A 22,592-nucleotide genomic window follows, 5' to 3' on the forward strand; every position below is an offset into this window, starting at 1 on the left:
GCACGGTCATCCATCTGGGAGTGGACTCACATGAAGAACGATGTGCCGGAGGTCGCCGCGCTCGAAGCACTGTTGCGCGATCAACGTCATGCGTATCTGCGCGCGCCCTATCCGTCGTGGGACACGCGCGCGACGCATCTGCGCGCGCTGCGCAAGCTGATGCTCGACAATCGCGACGCGCTCGCCGACGCGATGCACGCGGACTTCGGCAATCGTGCGAAGGAAGAAGTGCTGCTCGCCGAATTCCTGCTCGTGAAGGAAGAGATCGACGCCGCGCTGCGTCACGGCAAGCGCTGGATGAAAGCGCAGCGCCGCCGCACCAACAAGTGGCTGCTGCCGGCGCGCGCGAAGGTGGTGCCGCAGCCGCTCGGCGTGGTCGGCATCATCGTGCCGTGGAATTATCCGGTGCTGCTCGCGGTCGGCCCGTTGATCAGCGCGCTGACGGCCGGCAATCGCGCGATCATCAAGATGTCCGAACTGACGCCGCGCACCTCGGCGCTATTCGAGCTGCTGATCGGTCAGACGTTCGCGCGCACTCACGTCGCGGTCGTCAACGGCGATGCGGCGCTCGCGGCCGCGTTCAGCGCGCTGCCGTTCGATCATCTGCTGTTCACCGGCTCGACGAAGGTCGGTCACGAAGTAATGCGCGCGGCGGCCGAGCATCTGACGCCGGTCACGCTCGAACTCGGCGGCAAGTCGCCGGCGCTGATCGGCGCGCATGCGCGTTTCGACAACGCGGTCGACAATCTGATCGCCGGCAAGACGCTGAACGCGGGGCAGACCTGTGTGGCGCCCGACTACGTGCTGGTGCCGCGCGGCAAGGAGCAGGCGTTCATCGAACGGGCGCGCGTGCGGATGGCGAGGATGTATCCGGACTTCGGGCAGAACCCGGATTACACGTCGATCATTTCTTCGCGGCACTTCGAGCGGCTCGAACGTCTCGCCGACGAAGCGCGGGCTGCGGGCGCGCAATTGCATGCGCTGACCAACGCGACGCCCGATGCCGGGAGCCGGCGCTTTCCGCTGATCGCCGTGACTGGCGCGCCGGACGAATGCGCGCTGATGCAGGAGGAGATTTTTGGGCCGCTGTTGCCGCTCGTGCCGTACGACACGCTCGACGACGCGATCGCGTGGATCAATGCGCGGCCGCGGCCGCTGGCGCTTTATCTCTATGCCGACGATGCGCGGACGGTTGAGCGTGTCACGCATGAAACGATCGCCGGCGGCATGGCGGTTAACGAGACGCTGATGCATCTGGCATGTGAGAGTTTGCCGTTCGGCGGGGTCGGGGCGAGTGGGATGGGGGCGTACCACGGGTACGAGGGGTTCGTTACTTTTTCCAAGATGAAGCCCGTGCTCGTGCAGGCGCGCTTGAATGCGCGCGGGTTGATTTCGCCACCGTACGGGAGACGCGTGAACGCGGTGTTGAAGTTGATGATGAGATTCTGATTTAGCCCCTGGGCGGGGTGAGGCCTTTTTTTGTCTTTGTTCTTTGCGGTGTTGGCCTTTCCTTGTTGTCTTATCGGTCTATTAGCGTTGCCCCTGTGCGGGGCGGCACCTACTTTCTTTGCTGCTGCAAAGAAAGTAGGCAAAGAAGACAGCTAAAACCGCCAACTCTTAAGCGGGTCCCTCGGTCCGCGTGAGGTAGTGGTGCATCTGGAATCCGTGCTCCCGCACATTCCGCGCTAGTGACAAGGCAGTCATTCTTCCGGCGGCGCTACGCGCGCCGAAACCCCGTTCAAAACCCATCGGTTGTTTCGGCGCATCGCCGAGGCGCAGCCGACGGCCCCCGCTGCGCGGGCCAAACCATTGGTTTCCCTGGCAGACCCGTCCGCGACGCACGTAGTGCGGAGTGGGAGGGATGACGGCTTTGTCACGAACGGGGAATGTGCGGGGGCCCGGATTCCAGATGCACCACTACCCCTTCCAAGCCAGGGGACCCGCTTATAAGCTTGCGGTTTGAGCTGTCTTCTTTGCCTACTTTCTTTGCAGCAGCAAAGAAAGTAGGTGCCGCCCCGCACAGGGGCAACGCTAATAGACCGATAACAAAGCAAGGAAAGGCCAACAAAGCCAGAACAACGACAAAAAAGCGCCCCGCCCTGCCAAAGGGCAAACACACACCTTCAGTGATCCACAGTACTAGCACCGCCAGGCACATCAGTAGCAACAACATCAACCACATCCGGCGCGCCAGCGCCATTGCCCGTCTCAGCATCGGCCCCACTCTCGAGCCGATGCAACCAGGCCAGCAACTCGGCGACAGCCTGATAAAGCTGCGGTGGAATCCGCGCATCCAGATCGACTTGCATCAGCAGCGACACCATCTCGGGCGCCTCATGCACATAGAGCCCTGCCTCCTTCGCGCGCTGCACGATCATCTCAGCGAGCAGCCCATACCCCTTGGCGACCAGACGCGGGGCGGGCTCGCCGCCATGAGCGTCATAAACAAGCGCGGCCGCGCTGCGACGTTGGGTGCGGCTCATCAGATATCCCAATCGAGGTCGTCGCGCGATGCGGCGCCCGACGCCGACGCCGTCGACGTGGCCACAGCCGCCGACGCCGACCGTGCATACGCGCCCGCGGCCTGCGCACCCGCCGCCGAGGTGCCCGCCGCGGTAGTACCAGGCACACCGCCGCCGATCTCGCGAATCGTCAATCCCTGCAACTCGAGCCCCGCCGCCGCGAGCCGCTGACGGAAATCGTCCCCCTGCATCGCGAGCCGCGCGGCGCCCCGCGGGCTCGCCTGCACGCGCGCGGCCAGCCGCGTGCCGGTCAGCGTCAGTTCGGCATCGACGGTGCCGAGCGTCGGCAGCGACAGCGTCAGGCGCGTGCGCCACGGCTGGCCGTCCTCGCTCGCGAGGCCGCCGCCGCTGCGGTCCCATTCGTCCCCATCCTGCTCGATCGTCCAGTCCAGACGCGCGCCGGGCCACGCCTCGCCGGTCCAGCGGAACTGTCCGGTCGCAAGCAGATCGAGCTGCTGGCGCACGAGCGGCACCGTCGCCGGATGCACCGCCGCCGCCATCGCCTGCGCGCTCTGCGACGAGCCGGCATCGGCCGCCTGGGACACCGCGCTGTGCAGCCCCGCGTGTGTGGACTGGCCATTCAGGTCGGACACCGAGCTGGCCAGCAGCTCGCCCGCGACGAGTCGCGCGGCCTGCGCGGTCAGGATCGACGGCGTCGCGTGCATGGCAGGGTTGTTCTCGGCAACGTTCGCCGTGCCGCGTGGCGTTGCCTCGGGGGCTCCGTTCGCCGCAGCGGACCGCGCGCTCGCGTCGCCAGCGTCGGCGCTCCAGTCGGGAGGCAATTGAGAATCTGCGACGAGCTGGTTCTGCGCCTCGTTCGCCAGTTGGGCCGGCGAACGCTGGCCGACCAGCCACGCCGCGAGATGCGCCTCGTAGAACAGGCCGCTGTCGGCGACCGTCTGTTGCAGCGCGGCCGCGAGCGCCGCGACCGGCACTTCGGTCGCCGCCACGCTCGCGGTGGCGGCCGCGGTTGCGCTGGCGGCAGCGTTGGGATTGGTATTGGTATTGGTGTTGGCAGCAGCGGAATCGCCGGCAGCGAAATTGACTGTCGCGGCGCCCGCCGCATCGGTCAGCGGCAAGCTTTCGATGGCGACGTCGAGCGCCGGCGCGGCCGCCCAGATCGGCGCGCGGCCGAGCACCGCCGGTGTGGCCTCGCCGCCTGAGTGCGCAATCGCATTCAGCGTCAGCGCGACGGCCGACAGCGCGGTTTGCGCGGACGGCTGGGGCGCGGGCGTCACGTTCGCAGGCGCCGCGGGAACCGCGGTATCGACGCCGGCCGCGCCGGTCTGCGAGGTGGTCGCGGTTCCCGGCGCGATGCTGAGCAGGCTGTCGATCCGGCTCGACAGCACCGAAGCGAGGGCCGAATCGATTCCGTTCATGCCGGTTCCTTGGTCGCATCGGCGGCAACGCGCGCGATGCTCTGATTGCTCCGATCCTTCAGACGCGTGCGGCGTGGCGCCCGCTCACGCGCGCGCCCGCTCGCGCTCAGCGCGCCCCGTACAACTCCTTCAGCACGCGCGTCGACCGGCCGGCGAACAGCGCCGACAGATGCGCCATGCGCGGATTCGCGAGGTCGCGGATCGCGGCGTCGTCGGCGAGGATCTGGCGGATCAGCGCGTACTTGCGCAGGCGTTCGGCCTCGTCGAGCTTGACGCCCACGTCGGCTTCGCGCAGCGCTTCGACCAGCTGCCGATACTCTTCCTGCAAGTGCACCAGGTCGTTCCACAGTGCACGACGGGCCGCCATCAGCATGCGGCAGGACAGCGCCGCGATCGCCTCGTAGCGGTCAAAATATTCTGCGTTCGATGTCATCTCAGGCTTTCCGCGGCTGGCTGTGCTGCCATCCGCGCGATCTCCGGGGCTATCCCGATCCATGCCTCTTCGAGCGTCGCGAGCAGACGGTCCACTTCCACGAGCATCGCCTCGCTCTGATTGATATTGGCTTGGAACAGTCGACGCGCCATATAGTCGTACAAAGCGTTGAGCCGTTCGGCGATTTCGCCGCCCACCTCGAGGTTGAGCGACTGCTGCAGCCCGCTTTCGATGATCCGGATCGCCTTGCTGATCGCCATGCCACGCTCGGCCACGTTGCCCTGCTGCAAATGCATGCGGCTTTGCGCGATCGCCTGGCGTGCGCCCTGGTACAGCAACACGATCAGACGATGCGGACTTGCGCCCATCACGGATGTCTCGATACCGACACGCGCATACGCGTTGGCTCCAGCGTGCCCTTGGGAAAACATCGGCGCTCCTCCTCTTATACTGGCTGCGGTTAAGTCGTGGCGTGGCCGCGCGGCGCGTCGACGCGCCGCTCGCTGACCTGTAATTTGGTTATCGGATGCGCGACGACAAAGCTTTAGTCCGGTGTAAGGAGGATCGAAAGCGCCGCTGGGCGGGCACCGGAAACACGGCACGAAGCCGCCGGCGCAAGCGCCGGCAGCGGCGTGCCGGATCGTCGGACGGGACTCGTGTGGACCTTCAGGCGGTCCTTCAGGCAGCCCCCTTCAGGCGGACACGCGCGATCCCGCTCAGATCGACATCTGCGCGATGTCGTTGTACGCGGCGACCAGCTTGTTGCGCACCTGCAGGCCGAACTGGAAGCCGACGTTGGCCTTCTGCATGTCGACCATCACGTCGTTCAGCGAGACGTTCGACGCGCCGAGCTCGAACGCCTGCGACTCGCCGACCGCCTTCTGCTGGTCGCCGCTGATCTTGTCGAGCGAAGCCTTCAGCGCCGCCGCGAAGTTGGTGGGCGTCGCCGCGCCGGATTGCTCCGCCGCCGGGGTCGCGTCGCCGGCCGCCTGCGCCGCCATCGCCTGCATCTGTTGCAGCGCCGACGATAGCGCGTTCACGGGCATGGTCATGTTTTCTCCGTTGGATGTGCGATCGGACCGCCGGACGGTGTACCGATCTGGACGAAAGCATAGCAGCGGCTCCTCGCGGAAAGTCCCGAAACTAGAGGGAAAACCCCGCTCTATTCAAGCAATCGGGTTCAGCGGCGCTGCGGATAATTTCAAAGGTGAAAGTCTCTGTCCGTCCGCCCAGCCCCGGCGCGGCATCACGACAGAACGCCAAGGCATTCCCCGGAGAAACCCGACGCATGGATTCGTCTGCCAACTCGTTGATCAACCCCGACGCCCGTATGGGGCTCGCCGGCGCGCAGCCCGCTGCCGGTCAGGCCGGTAGCGGCCAGGCCGGCGGCATGGCCGACCTCGGTGGCCTCGGCGGCCTGGGAGGTATCGGCGGCAATTTCGGCCAGCGTCTGTCCGGACTCGCGCAGATGCGCGGCAACCCGCGCGCGCCGCTCGTGTTCGCGGTCGCGCTGCTGGTGGCGGTCGTCGCCGGCCTGTTCCTGTGGTCGCGCGCGCCCAGCTACAAGGTGCTCTACAGCAATCTGTCCGACCGCGACGGCGGCTCGATCATCACCGCGCTGCAGCAGGCCAATATTCCGTACAAGCTGTCCGAAAGCGGCAGCGCGATCCTCGTGCCGGCCGAGCAGGTCCACGAGATGCGCCTGCGCCTCGCATCGCAGGGGCTGCCGAAGAGTGGCTCGGTCGGCTTCGAGCTGATGGACAACCAGAAATTCGGCATCAGCCAGTTCGACGAGCAGATCAACTATCAGCGCGCGCTCGAAGGCGAACTCGAACGCACGATCGAAGCGATCTCGAGCGTCAAATCGGCGCGCGTGCATCTCGCGATTCCGAAGCCGAGCGTGTTCGTGCGCGACAAGGAAGCGCCGTCGGCGGCGGTGCTCGTGAACCTGTACCCGGGCCGCGTGCTCGACGAAGGGCAGGTCGTCGCGATTACGCACATGGTGGCCTCGGCGGTGCCGGAAATGCCGGTGCGCGGCGTGACGATCCTCGACCAGGACGGCAACCTGCTCACGCAGCCCACCAATGGCAGCGGACTCGATGCGACCCAGCTGAAGTTCCGCCAGCAGATCGAGCGCAACACCCAGCAGCGCATCGACACGATCCTCGCGCCGCTGTTCGGCGCCGGCAACGCGCGCTCGCAGGTCAGCGCCGACATCGACTTCTCGCACAGCGAGCAGACCTCCGAGAACTACGGCCCGAACGGCAATCCGCAGCAGGCCGCGATCCGCAGCCAGCAGTCGAGCAGCGCCACCGAAATGTCGCAAGGCGGCGCCTCGGGGGTGCCGGGCGCGCTGTCGAACCAGCCGCCGCAGCCGGCCTCCGCGCCGATCGTGGCGGGCAACGGCGCGAGCTCGGTCACCACGACGCCGGTCAGCGACCGCAAGGATTCGACCACCAACTACGAACTCGACAAGACCGTGCGCCACGTCGACCAGCCGATGGGCGGCATCCGCCGGCTGTCGGTCGCGGTGGTGGTCAATTATCTGCGGGTCGTCGATCCGAAGGGTCACGTGACGATGCAGCCGGTCAGCGCCGACAAGCTCGCACAGATCACCCAGCTCGTGAAGGACGCGATGGGCTTCGACGCGTCGCGCGGCGACTCGGTCAACGTGGTCAACAGCGCGTTTACCACCGAGCTCGACCCGAACGCCGACCTGCCGTGGTGGCGCACGCCCGACATGCTCGCGCTGTACAAGCAGATCGCGACGTACCTCGGCATCGGCGCGGTGGCCCTGTTCCTCTACTTCGTGATGGTGAAGCCGGCGCTGCGCCGCGCCTTCCCGCCGCCGCCCGAGCCGGTTGCCGCGCTGATGGCGCCCGACGAACCGGTGCTGCTCGACGGCATCCCGGCCGAGGAGCGCGATGGCGCGGTGGTGGAAATCGAAGCGGATAGCGAGCATCTCGCGCTCGAAAACGCGAAGCACAAATACGAGCGGAACCTGGAGTTCGCGCGCAGCATCGCGCGTCAGGATCCGAAGGTCGTAGCAACCGTCGTCAAGAACTGGGTGTCCGATGAGCGCTGAAGGCGTAGTGAAGAGCGCGCTGCTGCTGATGTCGATCGGCGAGGAAGAGGCGGCGCAGGTGTTCAAGTTTCTGGGCCCCCGTGAGGTTCAGAAAATCGGCGTCGCGATGGCCGCGCTGAAGAACGTCACCCGCGAACAGGTCGACGAGGTGCTGCAGGAGTTCGTGCGCGAGGCCGAGCAGCACACCGGCATGTCGCTCGATTCGAGCGATTACATCCGCTCAGTGCTGACCAAGGCGCTCGGCGACGACAAGGCCGGCGCGATCATCGACCGGATCCTGCAGGGCAGCGACACGAGCGGCATCGAAGGCCTGAAGTGGATGGACTCGGCGGCGGTCGCGGAACTGATCAAGAACGAGCATCCGCAGATCATCGCGACGATCCTCGTGCATCTGGACCGCGATCAGGCTTCGGAGATCGTCGGCTGTTTCACGGACCGGCTGCGCAACGACGTGCTGCTGCGGATCGCGACGCTCGACGGCATCCAGCCGGCCGCGCTGCGCGAGCTCGACGACGTGCTGACCGGCCTCTTGTCCGGCAGCGACAACCTGAAGCGCAGCCCGATGGGCGGTATCCGCACGGCCGCCGAGATTCTGAACTTCATGTCGAGCAACCACGAGGAAGGCGTCATCGAAAACGTGCGCCAGTACGACGCCGAGCTCGCGCAGAAGATCATCGACCAGATGTTCGTGTTCGAGAACCTGCTCGACCTCGAAGACCGCGCGATCCAGCTGCTGCTGAAGGAAGTCGAATCCGAAGCGCTGATCATCTCGCTGAAGGGCGCGGCGCCCGCGCTGCGTCAGAAGTTCCTGTCGAACATGTCGCAGCGCGCGGCCGAGTTGCTCGCCGAAGACCTCGACGCGCGCGGCCCGGTACGCGTGTCCGAAGTCGAGACGCAGCAGCGCCGCATCCTGCAGATCGTGCGCAACCTGGCCGAGAGCGGACAGATCGTTCTAGGCGGCAAGGCGGAAGATGCCTATGTCTGATCCGAACGCCCCGGCAAAGGAAAGCCTCTCGGCCTACCAGCGCTGGGAGATGGCGTCGTTCGACCCGGCTCCGCCGGCGCCGCCGCCGGCCGAACCCGAGTTCGACGAGCGCGCGTTCGAAGCCGAACTCGAGCACCGCCGCGAAGCCGCGCATGCACAGGGCGTCGCGTCCGGTCATGTGGCCGGCCAGGCGCTCGGCTATCAGGCGGGCTATGACCAGGGGCACGCGCAGGGTTTCGCGCAAGGCCAGACCGAGGCGCGCGAGGAAGCGATGCGGCTCGCCGCGCTCGCCGAAACCTTCAAGAGCGCGCTCGATGGCGCGCAGCACGCGATCTCCGAAACGCTGATCGCACTCGCGCTCGACATCGCGCAGCAGGTCGTGCGCCAGCACGTGCAGCACGACCCGACCGCACTGATCGCGGCCGCGCGCGAGGTACTCGCGGCCGAGCCCGCGCTTGCCGGCGCGCCGGCGCTGATCGTGAGTCCCGCCGATCTGCCGGTCGTCGAGGCGTATCTGCTCGATGAATTGCAAACGCGCGGCTGGACCGTGCGCACCGACGCATCGGTGGAGCGTGGCGGTTGCCGCGCGCAGGCCGGCACCGGTGAGGTCGACGCGGGCATCGACACGCGCTGGCAGCGCGTCGCCGCCGCGCTCGGCAAGGTGAGCACGTGGTGAAGCCGACGCTCGACGAGATCCGCGCGAGCGATCTGACGCCGCTCGAACGCGAGCTCGCGTTGGCGTCGTTCGGCGCCGAGGCGCTGGCCGATGTCGAGTCGGCCGGTATTCCGCAGCCCCCGGATGCGGCATGGCACGCTCCTGCGAGCGCACATCCAGCGACAGGCGCGGCGGCGAGCCGCGAGTCCGCCGCGACGGACCACGCCGCGCGCAGTGCTTGCGCCGCTCACGCTCCGCACGCGCCGTCCTACGATCCCGCGCTCGACGTCAATCCCCACATGCAGGCATGGCGCGGCCAGCTCGACGCGCTGCGCGCGCGCAACGCGATCGCGAAGCCGCTGCGCGCGTGCGGGCGTCTCACACGCGCGGCCGGTCTCGTGCTCGAAGCGGTCGGCCTGCGTCTGTCGGTCGGCGCCGAAGTGATGATCGAGTTGCCGCCCGGCAGTTCGCTGCCGATGGCCGAAGCCGAAGTGGTCGGCTTCTCCGGCGACAAGCTGTTCCTGATGCCGACCACCGAAGTGATCGGCCTGTTGCCCGGCGCGCGGGTCTTTCCGCTCGAAAGCGCGCCGATCGCCGACCCGCTCGCGGGCGCGAAGCGTCTACCGGTCGGCTGGGAATTGCTCGGCCGCGTGCTCGACGCATCCGGCCGTCCGCTCGACGGGCTCGGCCCGCTCGGCACGCAAAGGGACGCGCCGCTGTCCGCGCCGGTCATCAATCCGCTCAATCGCGAGCCGATTCACAAGGTGCTCGACGTCGGCGTGCGCGCGATCAACTCGCTGTTGACCATCGGTCGTGGTCAACGGATGGGGCTGTTCGCGGGTTCGGGCGTCGGTAAATCGGTGCTGCTCGGCACGATGGCGCGCTACACCAGCGCCGAGGTGATCGTGATCGGCCTGATCGGCGAACGTGGCCGCGAAGTGAAGGAGTTCATCGAACAGATTCTCGGCGAGGAAGGCTTGGCGCGCTCGGTCGTGGTCGCCGCGCCGGCCGACGTGTCGCCGCTGTTACGGATGCAGGCCGCCGCGTACTCGACCTCGCTCGCCGAATACTTCCGCGACCAGGGCAAGCACGTGCTGCTGCTAATGGATTCGCTGACCCGTTACGCGATGGCGCAGCGCGAGATCGCGCTCGCGATCGGCGAGCCGCCCGCGACCAAGGGGTATCCGCCGTCGGTGTTCGCGAAGCTGCCGGCGCTCGTCGAGCGCACTGGCAACGGACCGGCGGGCGGCGGCTCGATCACCGCGTTCTACACGGTGCTCACCGAAGGCGACGACCAGCAGGACCCGATCGCCGACTCGGCGCGCGCGATTCTCGACGGCCACATCGTGCTGTCGCGCTCGCTCGCCGAAGCCGGCCACTACCCTGCGATCGATATCGAAGCGTCGATTAGCCGGGCAATGACCGCGCTGATCGACGATAACCATCTGAATAAAACGCGTATGTTCAAGCAGATGCTGTCGCGCTATCAGCGCAACCGCGATCTGATCAACGTCGGCGCGTATTCGAGCGGGCGCGACGCGGTGCTCGATCGCGCGATCGCGCTGTATCCGCGGATGGAAGCGTTCCTGCAGCAAGGCTTTCGCGAGTGCGCGAACTTCCAGCCGAGCATCGACATGCTCAGCGCGCTGTTTGCTTAGGGCCGAGGAGGCTGACGATGTCGAAACATTTCCCGATCAAGACGCTGATCGGTCTCGCGCAGGACGACGTGGATGCCGCCGCGCAGCGGCTCGGCCGCGCGCAGCGCGAGCGCAACGACGTTCAGGCGCAACTCGATGCGCTCGTGCAGTACCGCGACGAATACTACGCACGCTTCATGGAGAGCGCGCAGTCGGGCATGCCGGCCGGCAACATGCGCAACTTCCAGGCGTTCATCGATACGCTCGATGCCGCGATCGAGCAGCAGCGCAGCCTGCTCGCGGCGGCGAGCGCGCGCCTCGAGGCGGCGAAGCCCGACTGGCAGCGCCACAAGCAGAAGCTCGGCTCGTACGAAGTGCTGCAGGCGCGCGGCGAGGCGGCCGAGGCAAAGGTTGCGGCGCGGCGCGAACAGCGCGACGCCGACGAATTTGCGGCGCGGAGTCTGCGCATGCGAGCCGACGGCGCATGAGGCCTTGCCTCGCGGCCAAAGCCTGACGGCACACCCGTTCGACCGATTCACAGGATTCTTTATGTCGCTTCTTTCACAGATCGGCTCCCAACTAAGCACGCTGCTCGACACGAGCGGCAATGGGTCGAGCAGCGCGTCCGCGAACGCCGCGGTCTCGAGCCCGTTCGCGCAGACCTTGCAGCAAAGCATCGACCAGCAGAACAGCGCGAATCAACAGCAGACCAGTTCAGCGACGGCGTCGCAAGCCTCGGCGCCGAGCGCGCCCAGTGCGCCGCCGCCCGCTTCCGCTTCCACGTCCGCTCCCGCTTCCTCGCAGCAGAGCGCGAGCGGCAGCCAGAACGGCAACGGCACAGCGAGCAACGCGGCGAGCAGCAGCGCGTCATCGCCGTCGTCCACGCCGTCGACGACACCGACGCAGCAGGCATCGAACAGCCAGACGACCGCGACGCAAGCCAGGCAGAAAGACACCAAGGCGCAAACCGACGCTGGCGCGCTCGCCGCCGCTGCGGCTGCCGCCCAGGCTCAGGCGCAAGCGCAGGCACAGGTCGTCGCCAACAACGCCGACTCGAACACCACCACCACGACCGATGCCGCGAGCTCCGCCGCCGATGCGGTGAGCGCGCTGGCCGGCACGGCCACGAGCGCGCTCGCGGCGACCGCGGCAAGCAGGAAAGGCGCGGTCGATCCGAAGTCGCTGCAGGATGCGTTGCAGCGTGCGCTGTCCGCGCTGTCGAGCGGCCAGGGCGCGGTGCCCGCGGCCGCGCTTGCTGCCGGCGCGGCCGCAAAAGCCACGAGCGTGTCGAGCGCGGCGGGCGGCTTGGGCAACACGAAAAACGGCCTGAACGGCACGTCGGACGACAAGACGCTTGCGAGCGGCCTGTTCGGCAACGGCAAGGGGGCCTCGACGACCCACACCACGTCAACGGCGACGGCTGCCGCGACCGCGCTGGCCGATCCGTCGGCAGCGAAGTCGGCCGCCGACGCGTTGAGCGCCGCGGCCGCGACGAGCGGCCAGGCGGACAACCTCGCATCGGTGCGCAGCGCGTCCGAGGCGGCGAACGCCGCGCTGGCCGCGACGCAGGCGGCAGCGAACGCCGCGAGCACGACGGCGGCAGCGCAGAGTACGGGCAATGCGAGCGCGGCGGCCGCCGCGAATGCGTTGACGCCGCAGGTCGGCACGAGCGACTGGGAAGACGCGCTGAGCCAGAAGGTGTTGTTTTTGTCGAATGCGCATTCGCAGAGTGCTGAGCTGACGCTCAATCCGAAGGATCTGGGGCCGTTGCAGGTCGTGTTGCAGGTGGCGGATAACCATGCGCATGCGCTGTTCGTTTCGCAGCACCAGTCGGTGCGGGAAGCGGTCGAGGCGGCGTTGCCGAAGCTTCGCGAGGCGATGGAGTCGAATGGGATTGGGCTTGGCAGCGCGAGTGTGAGTGATGGGTTTGCGCGGCAGAGCGGGCAACAGCAGCAGAGCGCTGGCGCGGGTGGGGGAAATGGGAAGAGGGGCAGTGGTGGAGGGGGCGCCCTTGCAGGGGACAGTTCCAGCGATGCCATCGGGAATGTTGCCGTGCGGCAGCAGGTTGGATTGGTCGATACGTTTGCCTGAAGCGAGGCGGGGCGCTTTTTTGTCGTTGTTCTGGCTTTGTTGGCCTTTCCTTGCTTTGTTATCGGTCTATTAGCGTTGCCCCTGTGCGGGGCGGCACCTACTTTCTTTGCTGCTGCAAAGAAAGTAGGCAAAGAAGACAGCTCAAACCGCAAGCTCATAAGCGGGTCCCCTGGCTTGGAAGGGGTAGTGGTGCATCTGGAATCCGGGCCGCCGCACATTCCCCGTTCGTGACAAAGCCGTCATCCCTCCCACTCCGCACTACGTGCGTCGCGGACGGGTCTGCCAGGGAAACCAATGGTTTTGCCCGCGCAGCGGGGGCCGTCGGCTGCGCCTCGGCGATGCGCCGAAACCACCAGTGGGTTTTGAACGGGGTTTCGGCGCGCGTAGCGCCGCCGGAAGAATGACTGCCTTGTCACTGGAGCGGAATGTGCGGGAGCACGGATTCCAGATGCACCACTACCTCATGCAGACCGAGGGACCCGCTTAAGAGTTCGCGGTTTGAGCTGTCTTCTTTGCCTACTTTCTTTGCAGCAGCAAAGAAAGTAGGTGCCGCCCCGCACAGGGGCAACGCTAATAGACCGATAACAAAGCAAGGAAAGGCCAAAAAAGCCAGAACAACGACAAAAAAAACCCCAAAAACCAGAAACAGCCAGAAATAGCCAGAAATAGCCCTTCTTTTCGACCCATAGCGCCGCAGGCAAATCAACAACAATCACCCTAACCCTTACTAGGCCAGCAACAAGCTGGCAACCCAAATGGCAACCACGACCGCCCCGCAACAAGCCGCGCCCGCCTCGCCGGGCCCCATGAAGCGCATCATCCTGATCGTCCTCATTGCGCTGATCGCCGCGGGCGCTGCCGGTGCCGGCGTGTGGTTCTTCATGTCGAAACGCGCACCCGCCGCCGTATCGGCCGAAGCCGCGCCGGCGCAATCCGCCGTGCCGCTGTTCTTCCCGCTCGAATCGATGACCGTCAACCTGCAATCGGACGACGGCCAGCAACACTTCCTGCGCATCGGCCTCACGCTCAAGCTCGGCGATGCCGCCACCCAGCAGGCGCTCACCGATCACATGCCGGAAGTGCGCAGCCGCATCCTGCTCGCGCTGTCGAACAAGCACCCCGAAGAACTCGCGCCGCTCGAAGGCAAGCGCGCGCTCGCCGAAGAGCTGAAGACGCTGATCACCGAGCCGATTGACAAGGGCGCCGCACCGATCCGCGTGCAGGACGTGCTGTTCACCGAATTCGTCGTGCAGTGACGTGACGTTGTCAAGCGCTGCCATCATCAATCGCCAAGGGACGCACGAGGAATAAGCAATGGGCCACGAAGAGTTCATGTCCCAGGAGGAGGTCGATGCCCTTCTGAAGGGCGTCACCGGCGAATCCGACACGGAATCCGAGCAAAACGACCGCACGGGCGTGCGGCCGTACAACATCGCCACGCAGGAACGTATCGTCCGTGGCCGGATGCCGGGCCTCGAAATCATCAACGACCGCTTCGCGCGCCTGTTGCGCGTCGGCATTTTCAACTTCATGCGGCGCTCGGCGGAAATTTCCGTCGGCCCGGTGAAGGTGCAGAAGTACAGCGAGTTCACGCGCAACCTGCCGATCCCGACCAACCTGAACCTGGTCCACGTGAAGCCGCTGCGCGGCACGTCGCTGTTCGTGTTCGATCCGAACCTCGTGTTCTTCGTGGTCGACAACCTGTTCGGCGGCGACGGCCGTTTCCATACGCGCGTCGAAGGACGCGATTTCACGCAGACCGAGCAGCGCATCATCACGAAGCTGCTCAATCTGACGTTCGAGCACTACGCGGCGTCGTGGAAGAGCGTGCGTCCGCTGCAGTTCGAATACGTGCGCTCGGAAATGCACACGCAGTTCGCCAACGTCGCGACGCCGAACGAAATCGTCATCGTCACGCAGTTCTCGATCGAGTTCGGCTCGACGGGCGGCACGCTGCACATCTGCATGCCCTACTCGATGATCGAGCCGATCCGCGACATTCTCTCGTCGCCGATCCAGGGCGAGGCGATGGACGTCGACCGACGCTGGGTGCGCGTGCTGTCGCAGCAGGTGCAGGCCGCCGAAGTGCAGCTGAGCGCCGATCTCGCGCAGGTGCCGGTCACGTTCGAACAGATCCTGAACATGCGCAAAGGCGATGTTCTGCCGATCAACATCCCCGAGCACATCACCGCGAAAGTGGACGGCGTGCCGGTGATGGAATGCGGCTACGGAATTTTCAATGGTCAGTACGCGTTGCGGGTCCAGAAGATGATCAGCGCAGCCGACACGATGAAGGAAGGTGGATATGAGTGACCTGAACGCAAAGCCCGAGACCGATCTCGCGGCAGCCGAGCAACTCGCCGCCGGCGAGCTGTCCGCCGTGGAAGACGACGCGGCGATGGCCGACTGGGCAAGCGCGCTCGCCGAGCAGAACGGCAACGACGAAATCAACCCGGCCGCGGGCGCCGTGTTCCAGCCGCTGTCGAAGGCCGCGCCGACCTCGACGCACAACGACATCGACATGATCCTGGACATTCCCGTCCAGATGACGGTCGAACTCGGCCGCACCAAGATCGCGATCCGTAATCTGCTGCAGCTCGCGCAGGGCTCGGTCGTCGAACTCGACGGCATGGCCGGCGAGCCGATGGACGTGCTCGTCAACGGCTGCCTGATCGCGCAGGGCGAGGTGGTGGTCGTCAACGACAAGTTCGGTATCCGGCTGACCGACATCATCACGCCGTCCGAACGCATCCGGAAACTCAATCGATGAAACGTTTGGCAGGTCGCGGCGTGCTGCTCGCGTCGCTTTTCGCGTCCACCGTCGCGTCCACCGTCGCGCACGCCGCCGACATGAACGCGGTCAACAACGCCGCGAAGATCGCCTCCGGTGTCGGCGCGGGTAGCGCGGTGCCGGCGCTCGGCGTCGGCGCGGTCCTGCAAACCTTCGTCGGGCTCGCGGTCGTGATCGGCCTCGTGTTCGGCTGCGCGTGGCTCGCCCGACGCTTCGGCCTGCAACCGGGCCAGCGCGGCGGTCTTGTGAAGACGGTCGGCGGCGCTTCGCTCGGTGGCAAGGAACGCGTCGCGGTCGTCGAGGTCGGCGATACGTGGCTCGTGCTCGGCGCCGCGCCCGGCAACGTGCGGCTGCTGCATACGATGCCGGCGGGTTCCGTCGCGGCCGATACGGTTGCCGCTTCGCCAGCACCGCTTTCCGGCACTTTTGGTCAACGCTTTCGCGACGCCCTGAAAGGCGAAGTGGGCAAACGTTTCAACGCGCACCGCGGCGGGGATCGGTAATGCAGGTCAGTTTCAGGCAGTCAGCCTGGTTCTTCACGCTTACGCGCCGTGCGGGGCGGGCGCTCCCCGCAGCGCTTCAACTCGCGCTGCCGGCACTGCTGTTCGCGCTGCCGACGCTGTCTTTCGCGCAAACCGCCGGCCTGCCGGCGTTCACGACGAGCCCCGGCCCCAACGGCGGCACGACCTACTCGCTGAGCGTGCAGACGATGCTGCTGCTCACGATGCTGTCGTTCCTGCCCGCGATGGTGCTGATGATGACGAGCTTCACGCGCATCGTGATCGTGTTGTCGCTGCTGCGCCAGGCGCTCGGCACGACCACGACGCCGCCGAACCAGGTGGTCGTCGGTCTCGCGCTGTTTCTGACGCTGTTCGTGATGTCGCCGGTGCTCGATAAAGCCTATAACGAAGGTTACAAGCCGTTCTCCGAAGGCACGATGTCGATGGATCAGGCGGTGGCGCGCGGCGTCGCGCCGTTCAAGACCTTCATGCTGCGTCAGACCCGCGAAAGCGACCTTGCGCTGTTCGCGCGCATCTCGCACGCGGCGCCGATGCAGGGGCCCGAAGACGTGCCGCTGTCGCTGCTGGTGCCGTCGTTCGTGACGAGCGAGTTGAAGACCGGCTTCACGATCGGCTTCACGATCTTCATTCCGTTCCTGATCATCGACATGGTGGTCGCGAGCGTGCTGATGTCGATGGGCATGATGATGGTGTCGCCGGCGACGATTTCGCTGCCGTTCAAGCTGATGCTGTTCGTGCTCGTCGACGGCTGGCAGTTGCTGCTCGGCTCGCTCGCGCAGAGCTTCGTCTGATATTTTTTCGACTCCTTGTTCCTCAGGCACTCACGATGACACCCGAAGCAGTCATGACGCTGGCCCACCAGGCCATGTACGTCGGCCTCGTGCTGGCCGCCCCGCTGCTGCTCGTCGCGCTCGTCGTCGGTCTGGTCGTGAGCCTGTTCCAGGCGGCCACGCAGATCAACGAAAGCACGCTGTCGTTCATCCCGAAGCTGCTCGCGATCGCGCTCACGCTGGTGATCGCCGGACCATGGATGCTGACCACGATGCTCGACTATCTGCGCCACACGATCACCAGCATTCCGACGCTCGTCAACTGAGCGCCGCTGGCACGCCTGCCCTCCCCACTCCATGTTCACGGTCACCTACGCGCAACTGAACGTCTGGCTGACCGCGTTCCTGTGGCCGTTCGCGCGCATCGCCGCGCTGATCGCGACCGCGCCGGTGCTCGGCAACATGTCGCTGCCCTCGCGCGTGAAAATCGGTCTCGCCGCGTTCGCGACGATCATCGTCGCCCCGACGATCGGCGCGCTGCCGCAGGTCACCGTGTTTTCCGCGGCCGGCGTGTGGATTCTCGTCAACCAGTTCCTGATCGGCATCGCGCTCGGCGTGACGATGCAGGTCGTGTTCCAGGCGATCGACGCGACCGGCTACTTCATCGGCCTCGGCATGGGCCTTGGCTTCGCGACCTTCTTCGACCAGCAGGCGACCGGCTCGGGCGTCGTGATCTCACGCTACATGACGACGATCGCGACGCTGGTGTTTCTCGCCGTCGACGGTCATCTGCAGATGATCGCCGCGCTCGTGACGACGTTCCAGTCGGTGCCGGTGTCGGCTAACCTGCTCGCCCCGCACGGTTGGCAAACGCTCGCGAACTGGGGCGGCTCGATCTTCTCGGCGGGGCTGCTGCTCGCGTTGCCGGTCGTCGTCGCACTGCTGATCGCGAACCTCGCGCTCGGCATTCTCAATCGCGCGGCGCCGCAGATCGGCGTGTTCCAGATCGGCTTTCCGCTGACGATGCTGGTCGGCCTGCTGCTCGTGCAGCTGATGCTGCCGAACATGATCCCGTTCTTCGTGCGCTTGTTCGATAACGGCATCGATGAGATGGGACGGGTCGCGGCGGCGCTGGGATAACGCCGAAAATCGCGGACATAAAAAAACCGGCTCGCGCCGGTTTCTTTATTGCGCCGCCGGGAGCGGCATCAGCTGTTGATGTACTGGAACAGCGACATGTTCTGGATCTGCACGAACGCTTGCTGCGAAGCCTGCAAGGCCGCCTGCTCCATCGAATACTTGCTGATCGTCGAGACCATGTCGGTCTGGGTCAGGTCCGCGAGATCGCTTTGCGTTTGCAGTGAGTTGGTCTCCGTCACCGTTTGCAGCGCCTTGACTTCCTGCTCGCGGCCGCCGACCGATGCCTGCACCGCGGTGACGTTGTTCAGCGTGTTGCCAAGCTGCGACAGGCCCGTATTCAACGCGTTCTGCAGGTTCGCCGAGGCCGCGGGGTTGCCGCTCACCGGCTGCTGGAGCGCGGCGATCATCGCGTTCAGGTTCGCGAACACGTTGGTGCCCGCCTGGTTGGCCGGCTGCACCGTGAATTTGTCGTTGGCCGCCGGCGTGCCTGTGATTTCGACGGTCTGGCCCGCGATCGTGATGTCCGAGCCCGCCGTGTACGGCTGCACCGTACCCGCGACGTTGGTCGTCGTGTCAGTGACCGTGTAGGTGAGCGAGCTGCCGCTGCCGCTGAACTGGATCTGGTACGAGTCCGCGTTCCCCGCGTTGGTCGGATCCTTGACCGACACCGCGCCGATCACGCCGCTGCCGGTATTGGCCGGGTCGCCCGAGGCGATCGGCTGCGCGTTGGTCGCGCCGACGCTCATGAACACCGACAGCCCATTGTCACCGGTCGAGACCGCGTTGCTATCGGTGACCTGCACGGTGCGCGTGCCCGTGTCGCCCGTATAGGTGACGTTGCCGGCCGCATCGGTCGTGAAGGCCTGGGTCGAATTCTGGAAACCGGCGAACAGCGCATTGCCCGAGCTGTCGCTCGCATTCGCGGAGGTGACGAGCTGGTCGCGCAGGGCGGTCAGCTGCGCGGCGATCGCCGTGCGGTCGGCGTCGTTCAAACTGCCGTCGCCGGCGCGCAGGCCTAACGTGTTCGCGCTTTGCAACGTCGTGATGACGCTGGAGAGCGTCGAGTCCTCGGCCTGCAACGACGTGAGCGCCGCGTTCTGGTTCGTCGTGTACTGCGACAGCGCGGACGCCGTCGAGCTGAGCTGCACGGCCTGCGCGGCGCCGAGCGGATTGTCGGCGGGCGTGGTCAGGCTCTCGCCGCTCGAGATTTCCTGATAGATCTGCGACAACTGAGCCTGCTGATTGCTCATGTTCGCGACGTTCATGCTGAAGTACTGCTGGGTCGAAATTCGCATGGTTCCGCCTTACGAGAAGATGCCAAGCAAAGTCTGGAACAGCGTCTGCGCCGTCTGGATGACCTTGCTGTTGGCCTGATAGAGCTGCTGGTACTGAAGCAGGTTGGCCGCTTCCTCATTGATATTGACGCCCGACACCGACTGCTGCGCCGACGTGATCTGCGTGACGAGCGTGCTTTGCGCGGTCGCCGAGGTCTGGATCTGCGTGGTCTGGTTGCCGATGTTGTTGACGTAGCTCGCGTACGCGCCCGTCAGCGTCGAGGTGCCGCCGTCGAGCGCCTGCGCCGAAGTCAGGTTCGACAGCAGTTGCGCGTTGCGGCCGTCGTTGGTCGCGCCGGTGTTCGGTCCGATCGTGAACGAGTCGCCGTTGGCGGGCGTGCCGCTGATCGTGACCGTCACGTTGTTCATCACGCCCGCGCTCGCCGAATTGCTCGGGTTGGTGATCGTCAGCGTCGCGCCCGAGCTCGGCGAGTATGGCACCGCGGTCGTCGCCGAGCTGATCGTGTACTGCGTGGACGGCGAGCCGGCGACTGTCACCACCGTGCCGACCGGGAAGCCGGTCAGGCCGGTGCCCGCGGTGTAAGTGATCGTCGAGGTGCTGGTCGGCGCGCTGTAGCCGGCAGATACCGTGCCTTGCGTAATCGTCCCGGTGCCGGTGTTCGACGTCGACGCCGACGCGAGCACCGGCGCCGCGGCCGCGATTGCCGACGCCGACGTGGTGGTCAGCGCGAAGCCGTCGAGCGCGCCGCGGGTCGGTTCGACCGAGAACGAGTCGCCGGCCTTCATCGTGCCGCTCGCGACCGAGAACTGCAGGCCGCCGATCGGGTTGGTCAGGTTCGCCGCCGAACCGACGATGCTGCCGGTCTGGTTGTCGGTCAGCGTGTAGGTGCTGCCGTCGTACGACAGCGTGTAGTCGCCCGTGGTCGGCTGGGTCGCGTCGGCGAACGAGACACCGAGCGTAGCGTTGCCGGTGTTCTGCGAGTTCGCGTACACGGTCGGCGAGCCGACCGTGAACAGCGCGCCGCCCGCGGTGCCGTTCAGCGTCAGGCCGAGTTCGTTCTGCGCATTGACCTGCGCGGCGAAGCTGGTCGCGATCGCGCCGAGTTGCGCCTCGGCCGGATCGAGCGTTTGCGAGCGGAATTGCAGCAGTCCGCCCAGCGTGCCGCCGGACACGCTCGTGTCGGACAGCGTCTGCGGCGTCGGTGTCGGCTTTGCCCCGGCCTGGCCGAGATACTGGACCGACAGCTCGCTCGGATCACCCGACGAAGTCGCCGTGCCGAGATTGAAGCTGTTGCCGGCCAGCACGAGCGGCTGTCCGCTCGACATGAACAGGCTATAGCTGCCGTTGTCCTGCACGACCGACACGCCGATCAGCTGGGACAGGTTCGACACCGCCTGGTCGCGTTCGTCGAGCAACTGGTTCGGCGGCTGGCCCTGGTTGCTCGCCTGCGTGATCTGCGTATTCAGCGACGCGATCTGCGCGGTGTAGGTGTTGATCTGCGTAACAGAGTTGCTCAGCTGCGTGTTGACGCTCGAGCGCAACTGGTCGTACTGCTGGCCCGCCGCGTTGATCTGGTTCGCGAGCGTCTGCGCGTCGCTGACCGCGGTCTGCCGCGTCGACACGCTCGACGCGTTGTTGGCGACGTTCTGCAGCCCGGTGAAGTAACCGCTGATCGCGCTCGCAATCCCGGCGGTCGGACTGCCGACGAGGTTGTTGAGCTGGGTGATCATCGTGTTGTACGCGGTGAGCGCGCTGCTCGACGACTGCGCGTTGTTCAGCTGGGTCGTCAGGTACTGGCTGTACGCGCGCGTCACGGTGTCGGTGGAGACGCCCATCGGCAGGTAGCCGGAGCCGGTATACGTGCCGCCCGTCTCCGAATACACCGGGGTTTCCATCGTATAGCCGGGTGTCGACGCGTTGCTGATGTTCTCACCAGTCGTCGTCAAACCCCACTGGGCCGCGTTGAGTCCGCTAAGGCCGATATTCAACAGATTGCTGGACATGCGTCATCCTGAAGGGCGGCATCGCAGACATGCCACCGCGTTAGTGGAACATCCTCTTTAACGGCCCACTGTGCGAAAAATTGAGGGCCATGCCATTTCGTTTGCGCGACGTTGCCGCGCTGTTGCCTCCGACGCGAGTGCAACGTTTGCTTCGTCGGCCAAAGCGTTCGCGCGGTGCCGGGCGTCGCGCGCACGGCACCGCGCGTTGGCTCGCCGCTCAGCGCGCCAGCGAGCGGCGCTTCATTTCGAGCTGCGTGATCAGCCGCTGCAGCGTGTTTTCCGCGCTGCCCGGCAGCGACAGGAAACGGAAGCCGAGCTGATAGCGCTGCGTGCCGTTCGGCAGCGCGAGCGAGCGATGCGACACGAGCTGCAGATCGAGCGACAGACGGCCGAGCGCGCCGAGCGTGAGCTCGCAGTCCATCAGGCGCGCGCCCATCGGCAGCGCGGCGACGCGCAGGTCGGTCGTGCGCATCCCGACGCCGCCGAGCGACAGGTCGTGCACCTCGAAGCGGAACGTGTCGCCCTCGGGCAGGCGGCCCGTACACATGAACGGGTCGAGAATCGGCGCGGCGACGCGGAAGTACTCGCGGCGCTGCACGTAGAACAGCACCTCGGGGAAGTCGGCCTCGAACGCCGGCATTCCCTCGAAGCGCGTCTCGCGTGGCGTCGGGGTCGTGAACTCGACGCGCACGCCGTCGGGCGACGCGTGGAACTGGCAGCGCGGCGCGTTGAGCAGCCCCTTGTTCTGATCGGCAAGCGCGCCCCAATCGAAGGTGAAGGTGCGCTCGCGCACGTCGACGTCGAGCAGGCGCGTGACGATCTGCCCGCCCGCATATTCGACGGTGAGGAAATCGCCGCGATTGACGATATTGCGCAGCTGCACGCCGATTTCCAGCGGATTGCGGCGGCCGAAATCGGAAGCGCTCTCGTTTTGCGGGACGTGCGGCTGACCGTTCGTGTCAGTCAGGCCGTTCGACTGGTTCATATCCATGGGCTTGCCGGTAAGCATGTTCTTGCGGGCACGTGCCAGGGCCTAGCCATGGACTCTGAGGGTCTTCATGCAAAGCCGCAACACACGCGTTCGACCGGACCTTACAGCGCTATTCCGGTATCGGGTCTAACTCGTTAGCGGCAGCATCGAGCCAAAATTTAGGGGCTCAATTTAAATATTCGCCGGAAAATTTCGCGCAAACGTTAAAAGCGTATCTGCCCTATTTTCCGCGACCTTGCTCGCCCCGGACCCTGCGGAGCTTTTTACCGATGCCGGTTTTTCTGCTGCTTTTA

23 protein-coding genes are annotated in these 22,592 nt (G+C 66.0%); 14 read left to right on the top strand and 9 right to left on the bottom strand.

The features are described from left to right. Positions 1-30 precede the first annotated feature (30 nt). On the top strand, positions 31-1,449 hold the full coding sequence (locus tag OKW40_RS15705; protein ID WP_429490419.1) for a coniferyl aldehyde dehydrogenase: 1,419 nt from the start codon (positions 31-33) through the stop codon (positions 1,447-1,449). A gap of 674 nt (positions 1,450-2,123) precedes the next feature. Here the strand turns inward: OKW40_RS15705 and OKW40_RS15710 are convergent. The 5 genes from OKW40_RS15710 to fliE all read right to left on the bottom strand — a co-directional run bounded on the left by OKW40_RS15710 (position 2,124) and on the right by fliE (position 5,386). Continuing rightward, complete coding sequence (locus tag OKW40_RS15710; protein WP_429408045.1) at positions 2,124-2,483, bottom strand: EscU/YscU/HrcU family type III secretion system export apparatus switch protein; 360 nt, start codon at positions 2,481-2,483, stop codon at positions 2,124-2,126. Beyond that, a complete protein-coding gene (locus tag OKW40_RS15715) occupies positions 2,483-3,901 on the bottom strand; it encodes a flagellar hook-length control protein FliK (protein ID WP_429490421.1) in 1,419 nt (472 codons plus the stop codon). Before OKW40_RS15715 ends, OKW40_RS15710 begins: the two co-directional genes overlap by 1 nt. Positions 3,902-4,007: 106 nt before the next feature. Then, the gene (locus OKW40_RS15720) at positions 4,008-4,334 is read right to left on the bottom strand and encodes a flagellar protein FliT (protein WP_429490422.1); all 327 of its coding nucleotides are present in this window, start codon (positions 4,332-4,334) and stop codon (positions 4,008-4,010) included. Then, the gene (gene fliS, locus OKW40_RS15725) at positions 4,331-4,765 is read right to left on the bottom strand and encodes a flagellar export chaperone FliS (protein WP_429490424.1); all 435 of its coding nucleotides are present in this window, start codon (positions 4,763-4,765) and stop codon (positions 4,331-4,333) included. The genes OKW40_RS15720 and fliS overlap by 4 nt, the downstream gene beginning before the upstream one ends. Positions 4,766-5,050: 285 nt before the next feature. Next, complete coding sequence (gene fliE, locus OKW40_RS15730) at positions 5,051-5,386, bottom strand: flagellar hook-basal body complex protein FliE (RefSeq protein WP_233851693.1); 336 nt, start codon at positions 5,384-5,386, stop codon at positions 5,051-5,053. Between the two features lie 236 nt (positions 5,387-5,622). On the opposite strand from fliE, the gene fliF reads away from it, so the two are divergent. From fliF to OKW40_RS15760, 6 genes are all read left to right on the top strand, one after another. After that, positions 5,623-7,419, top strand: coding sequence for a flagellar basal-body MS-ring/collar protein FliF (gene fliF, locus OKW40_RS15735; protein WP_184065876.1), 1,797 nt, complete (start codon positions 5,623-5,625; stop codon positions 7,417-7,419). Beyond that, on the top strand, positions 7,409-8,404 hold the full coding sequence (fliG, locus tag OKW40_RS15740; RefSeq protein ID WP_018418745.1) for a flagellar motor switch protein FliG: 996 nt from the start codon (positions 7,409-7,411) through the stop codon (positions 8,402-8,404). The genes fliF and fliG overlap by 11 nt, the downstream gene beginning before the upstream one ends. Continuing rightward, complete coding sequence (fliH, locus tag OKW40_RS15745) at positions 8,391-9,080, top strand: flagellar assembly protein FliH (RefSeq protein ID WP_176078844.1); 690 nt, start codon at positions 8,391-8,393, stop codon at positions 9,078-9,080. The genes fliG and fliH overlap by 14 nt, the downstream gene beginning before the upstream one ends. After that, positions 9,074-10,717, top strand: a complete 1,644-nt coding sequence (gene fliI, locus OKW40_RS15750) for a flagellar protein export ATPase FliI (protein ID WP_429490427.1) — start codon at positions 9,074-9,076, stop codon at positions 10,715-10,717. Before fliH ends, fliI begins: the two co-directional genes overlap by 7 nt. A gap of 17 nt (positions 10,718-10,734) precedes the next feature. After that, on the top strand, positions 10,735-11,184 hold the full coding sequence (gene fliJ / locus OKW40_RS15755) for a flagellar export protein FliJ (RefSeq protein ID WP_090802535.1): 450 nt from the start codon (positions 10,735-10,737) through the stop codon (positions 11,182-11,184). A gap of 61 nt (positions 11,185-11,245) precedes the next feature. Continuing rightward, entirely contained in the window at positions 11,246-12,787 is a 1,542-nt protein-coding gene (locus OKW40_RS15760) for a flagellar hook-length control protein FliK (RefSeq protein ID WP_429490428.1), read from the top strand. Between the two features lie 412 nt (positions 12,788-13,199). Here OKW40_RS15760 and OKW40_RS15765 read toward each other — a convergent pair whose 3' ends face one another. Continuing rightward, positions 13,200-13,499: a hypothetical protein gene (locus OKW40_RS15765; RefSeq protein WP_429490430.1), complete on the bottom strand. Its 300-nt coding sequence runs from the start codon at positions 13,497-13,499 to the stop codon at positions 13,200-13,202. Positions 13,500-13,542: 43 nt separating this feature from the next. On the opposite strand from OKW40_RS15765, the gene fliL reads away from it, so the two are divergent. From fliL to fliR, 7 genes are read left to right on the top strand one after another with little or no spacing between them, the layout of a single operon-like run. Continuing rightward, positions 13,543-14,043, top strand: coding sequence for a flagellar basal body-associated protein FliL (gene fliL / locus OKW40_RS15770; protein ID WP_429490432.1), 501 nt, complete (start codon positions 13,543-13,545; stop codon positions 14,041-14,043). A 58-nt stretch (positions 14,044-14,101) separates the two neighbouring features. Beyond that, on the top strand, positions 14,102-15,100 hold the full coding sequence (gene fliM / locus OKW40_RS15775) for a flagellar motor switch protein FliM (protein ID WP_184065889.1): 999 nt from the start codon (positions 14,102-14,104) through the stop codon (positions 15,098-15,100). Continuing rightward, on the top strand, positions 15,093-15,557 hold the full coding sequence (gene fliN / locus OKW40_RS15780) for a flagellar motor switch protein FliN (protein WP_090802529.1): 465 nt from the start codon (positions 15,093-15,095) through the stop codon (positions 15,555-15,557). Before fliM ends, fliN begins: the two co-directional genes overlap by 8 nt. After that, a complete protein-coding gene (gene fliO / locus OKW40_RS15785; RefSeq protein ID WP_429490434.1) occupies positions 15,554-16,081 on the top strand; it encodes a flagellar biosynthetic protein FliO in 528 nt (175 codons plus the stop codon). The genes fliN and fliO overlap by 4 nt, the downstream gene beginning before the upstream one ends. Then, positions 16,081-16,890, top strand: coding sequence for a flagellar type III secretion system pore protein FliP (fliP, locus tag OKW40_RS15790; protein ID WP_184069741.1), 810 nt, complete (start codon positions 16,081-16,083; stop codon positions 16,888-16,890). The genes fliO and fliP overlap by 1 nt, the downstream gene beginning before the upstream one ends. 35 nt (positions 16,891-16,925) lie before the next feature. Beyond that, a complete protein-coding gene (fliQ, locus tag OKW40_RS15795) occupies positions 16,926-17,195 on the top strand; it encodes a flagellar biosynthesis protein FliQ (RefSeq protein ID WP_090802525.1) in 270 nt (89 codons plus the stop codon). Positions 17,196-17,226: 31 nt separating this feature from the next. Next, complete coding sequence (gene fliR / locus OKW40_RS15800) at positions 17,227-18,009, top strand: flagellar biosynthetic protein FliR (RefSeq protein ID WP_090802523.1); 783 nt, start codon at positions 17,227-17,229, stop codon at positions 18,007-18,009. Positions 18,010-18,077: 68 nt separating this feature from the next. Here fliR and flgL read toward each other — a convergent pair whose 3' ends face one another. The 3 genes from flgL to OKW40_RS15815 form a co-directional block, all read right to left on the bottom strand. Beyond that, on the bottom strand, positions 18,078-19,304 hold the full coding sequence (gene flgL, locus OKW40_RS15805) for a flagellar hook-associated protein FlgL (RefSeq protein ID WP_184065899.1): 1,227 nt from the start codon (positions 19,302-19,304) through the stop codon (positions 18,078-18,080). 9 nt (positions 19,305-19,313) lie between these two features. Next, the gene (flgK, locus tag OKW40_RS15810) at positions 19,314-21,308 is read right to left on the bottom strand and encodes a flagellar hook-associated protein FlgK (RefSeq protein WP_429356302.1); all 1,995 of its coding nucleotides are present in this window, start codon (positions 21,306-21,308) and stop codon (positions 19,314-19,316) included. Positions 21,309-21,525: 217 nt separating this feature from the next. After that, on the bottom strand, positions 21,526-22,299 hold the full coding sequence (locus OKW40_RS15815; RefSeq protein ID WP_184065917.1) for a flagellar brake protein: 774 nt from the start codon (positions 22,297-22,299) through the stop codon (positions 21,526-21,528). Positions 22,300-22,592 lie beyond the last annotated feature (293 nt).

The sequence above is a fragment of the Paraburkholderia sp. RAU6.4a genome (assembly GCF_050435625.1).
Lineage (GTDB): Bacteria > Pseudomonadota > Gammaproteobacteria > Burkholderiales > Burkholderiaceae > Paraburkholderia > Paraburkholderia tuberum.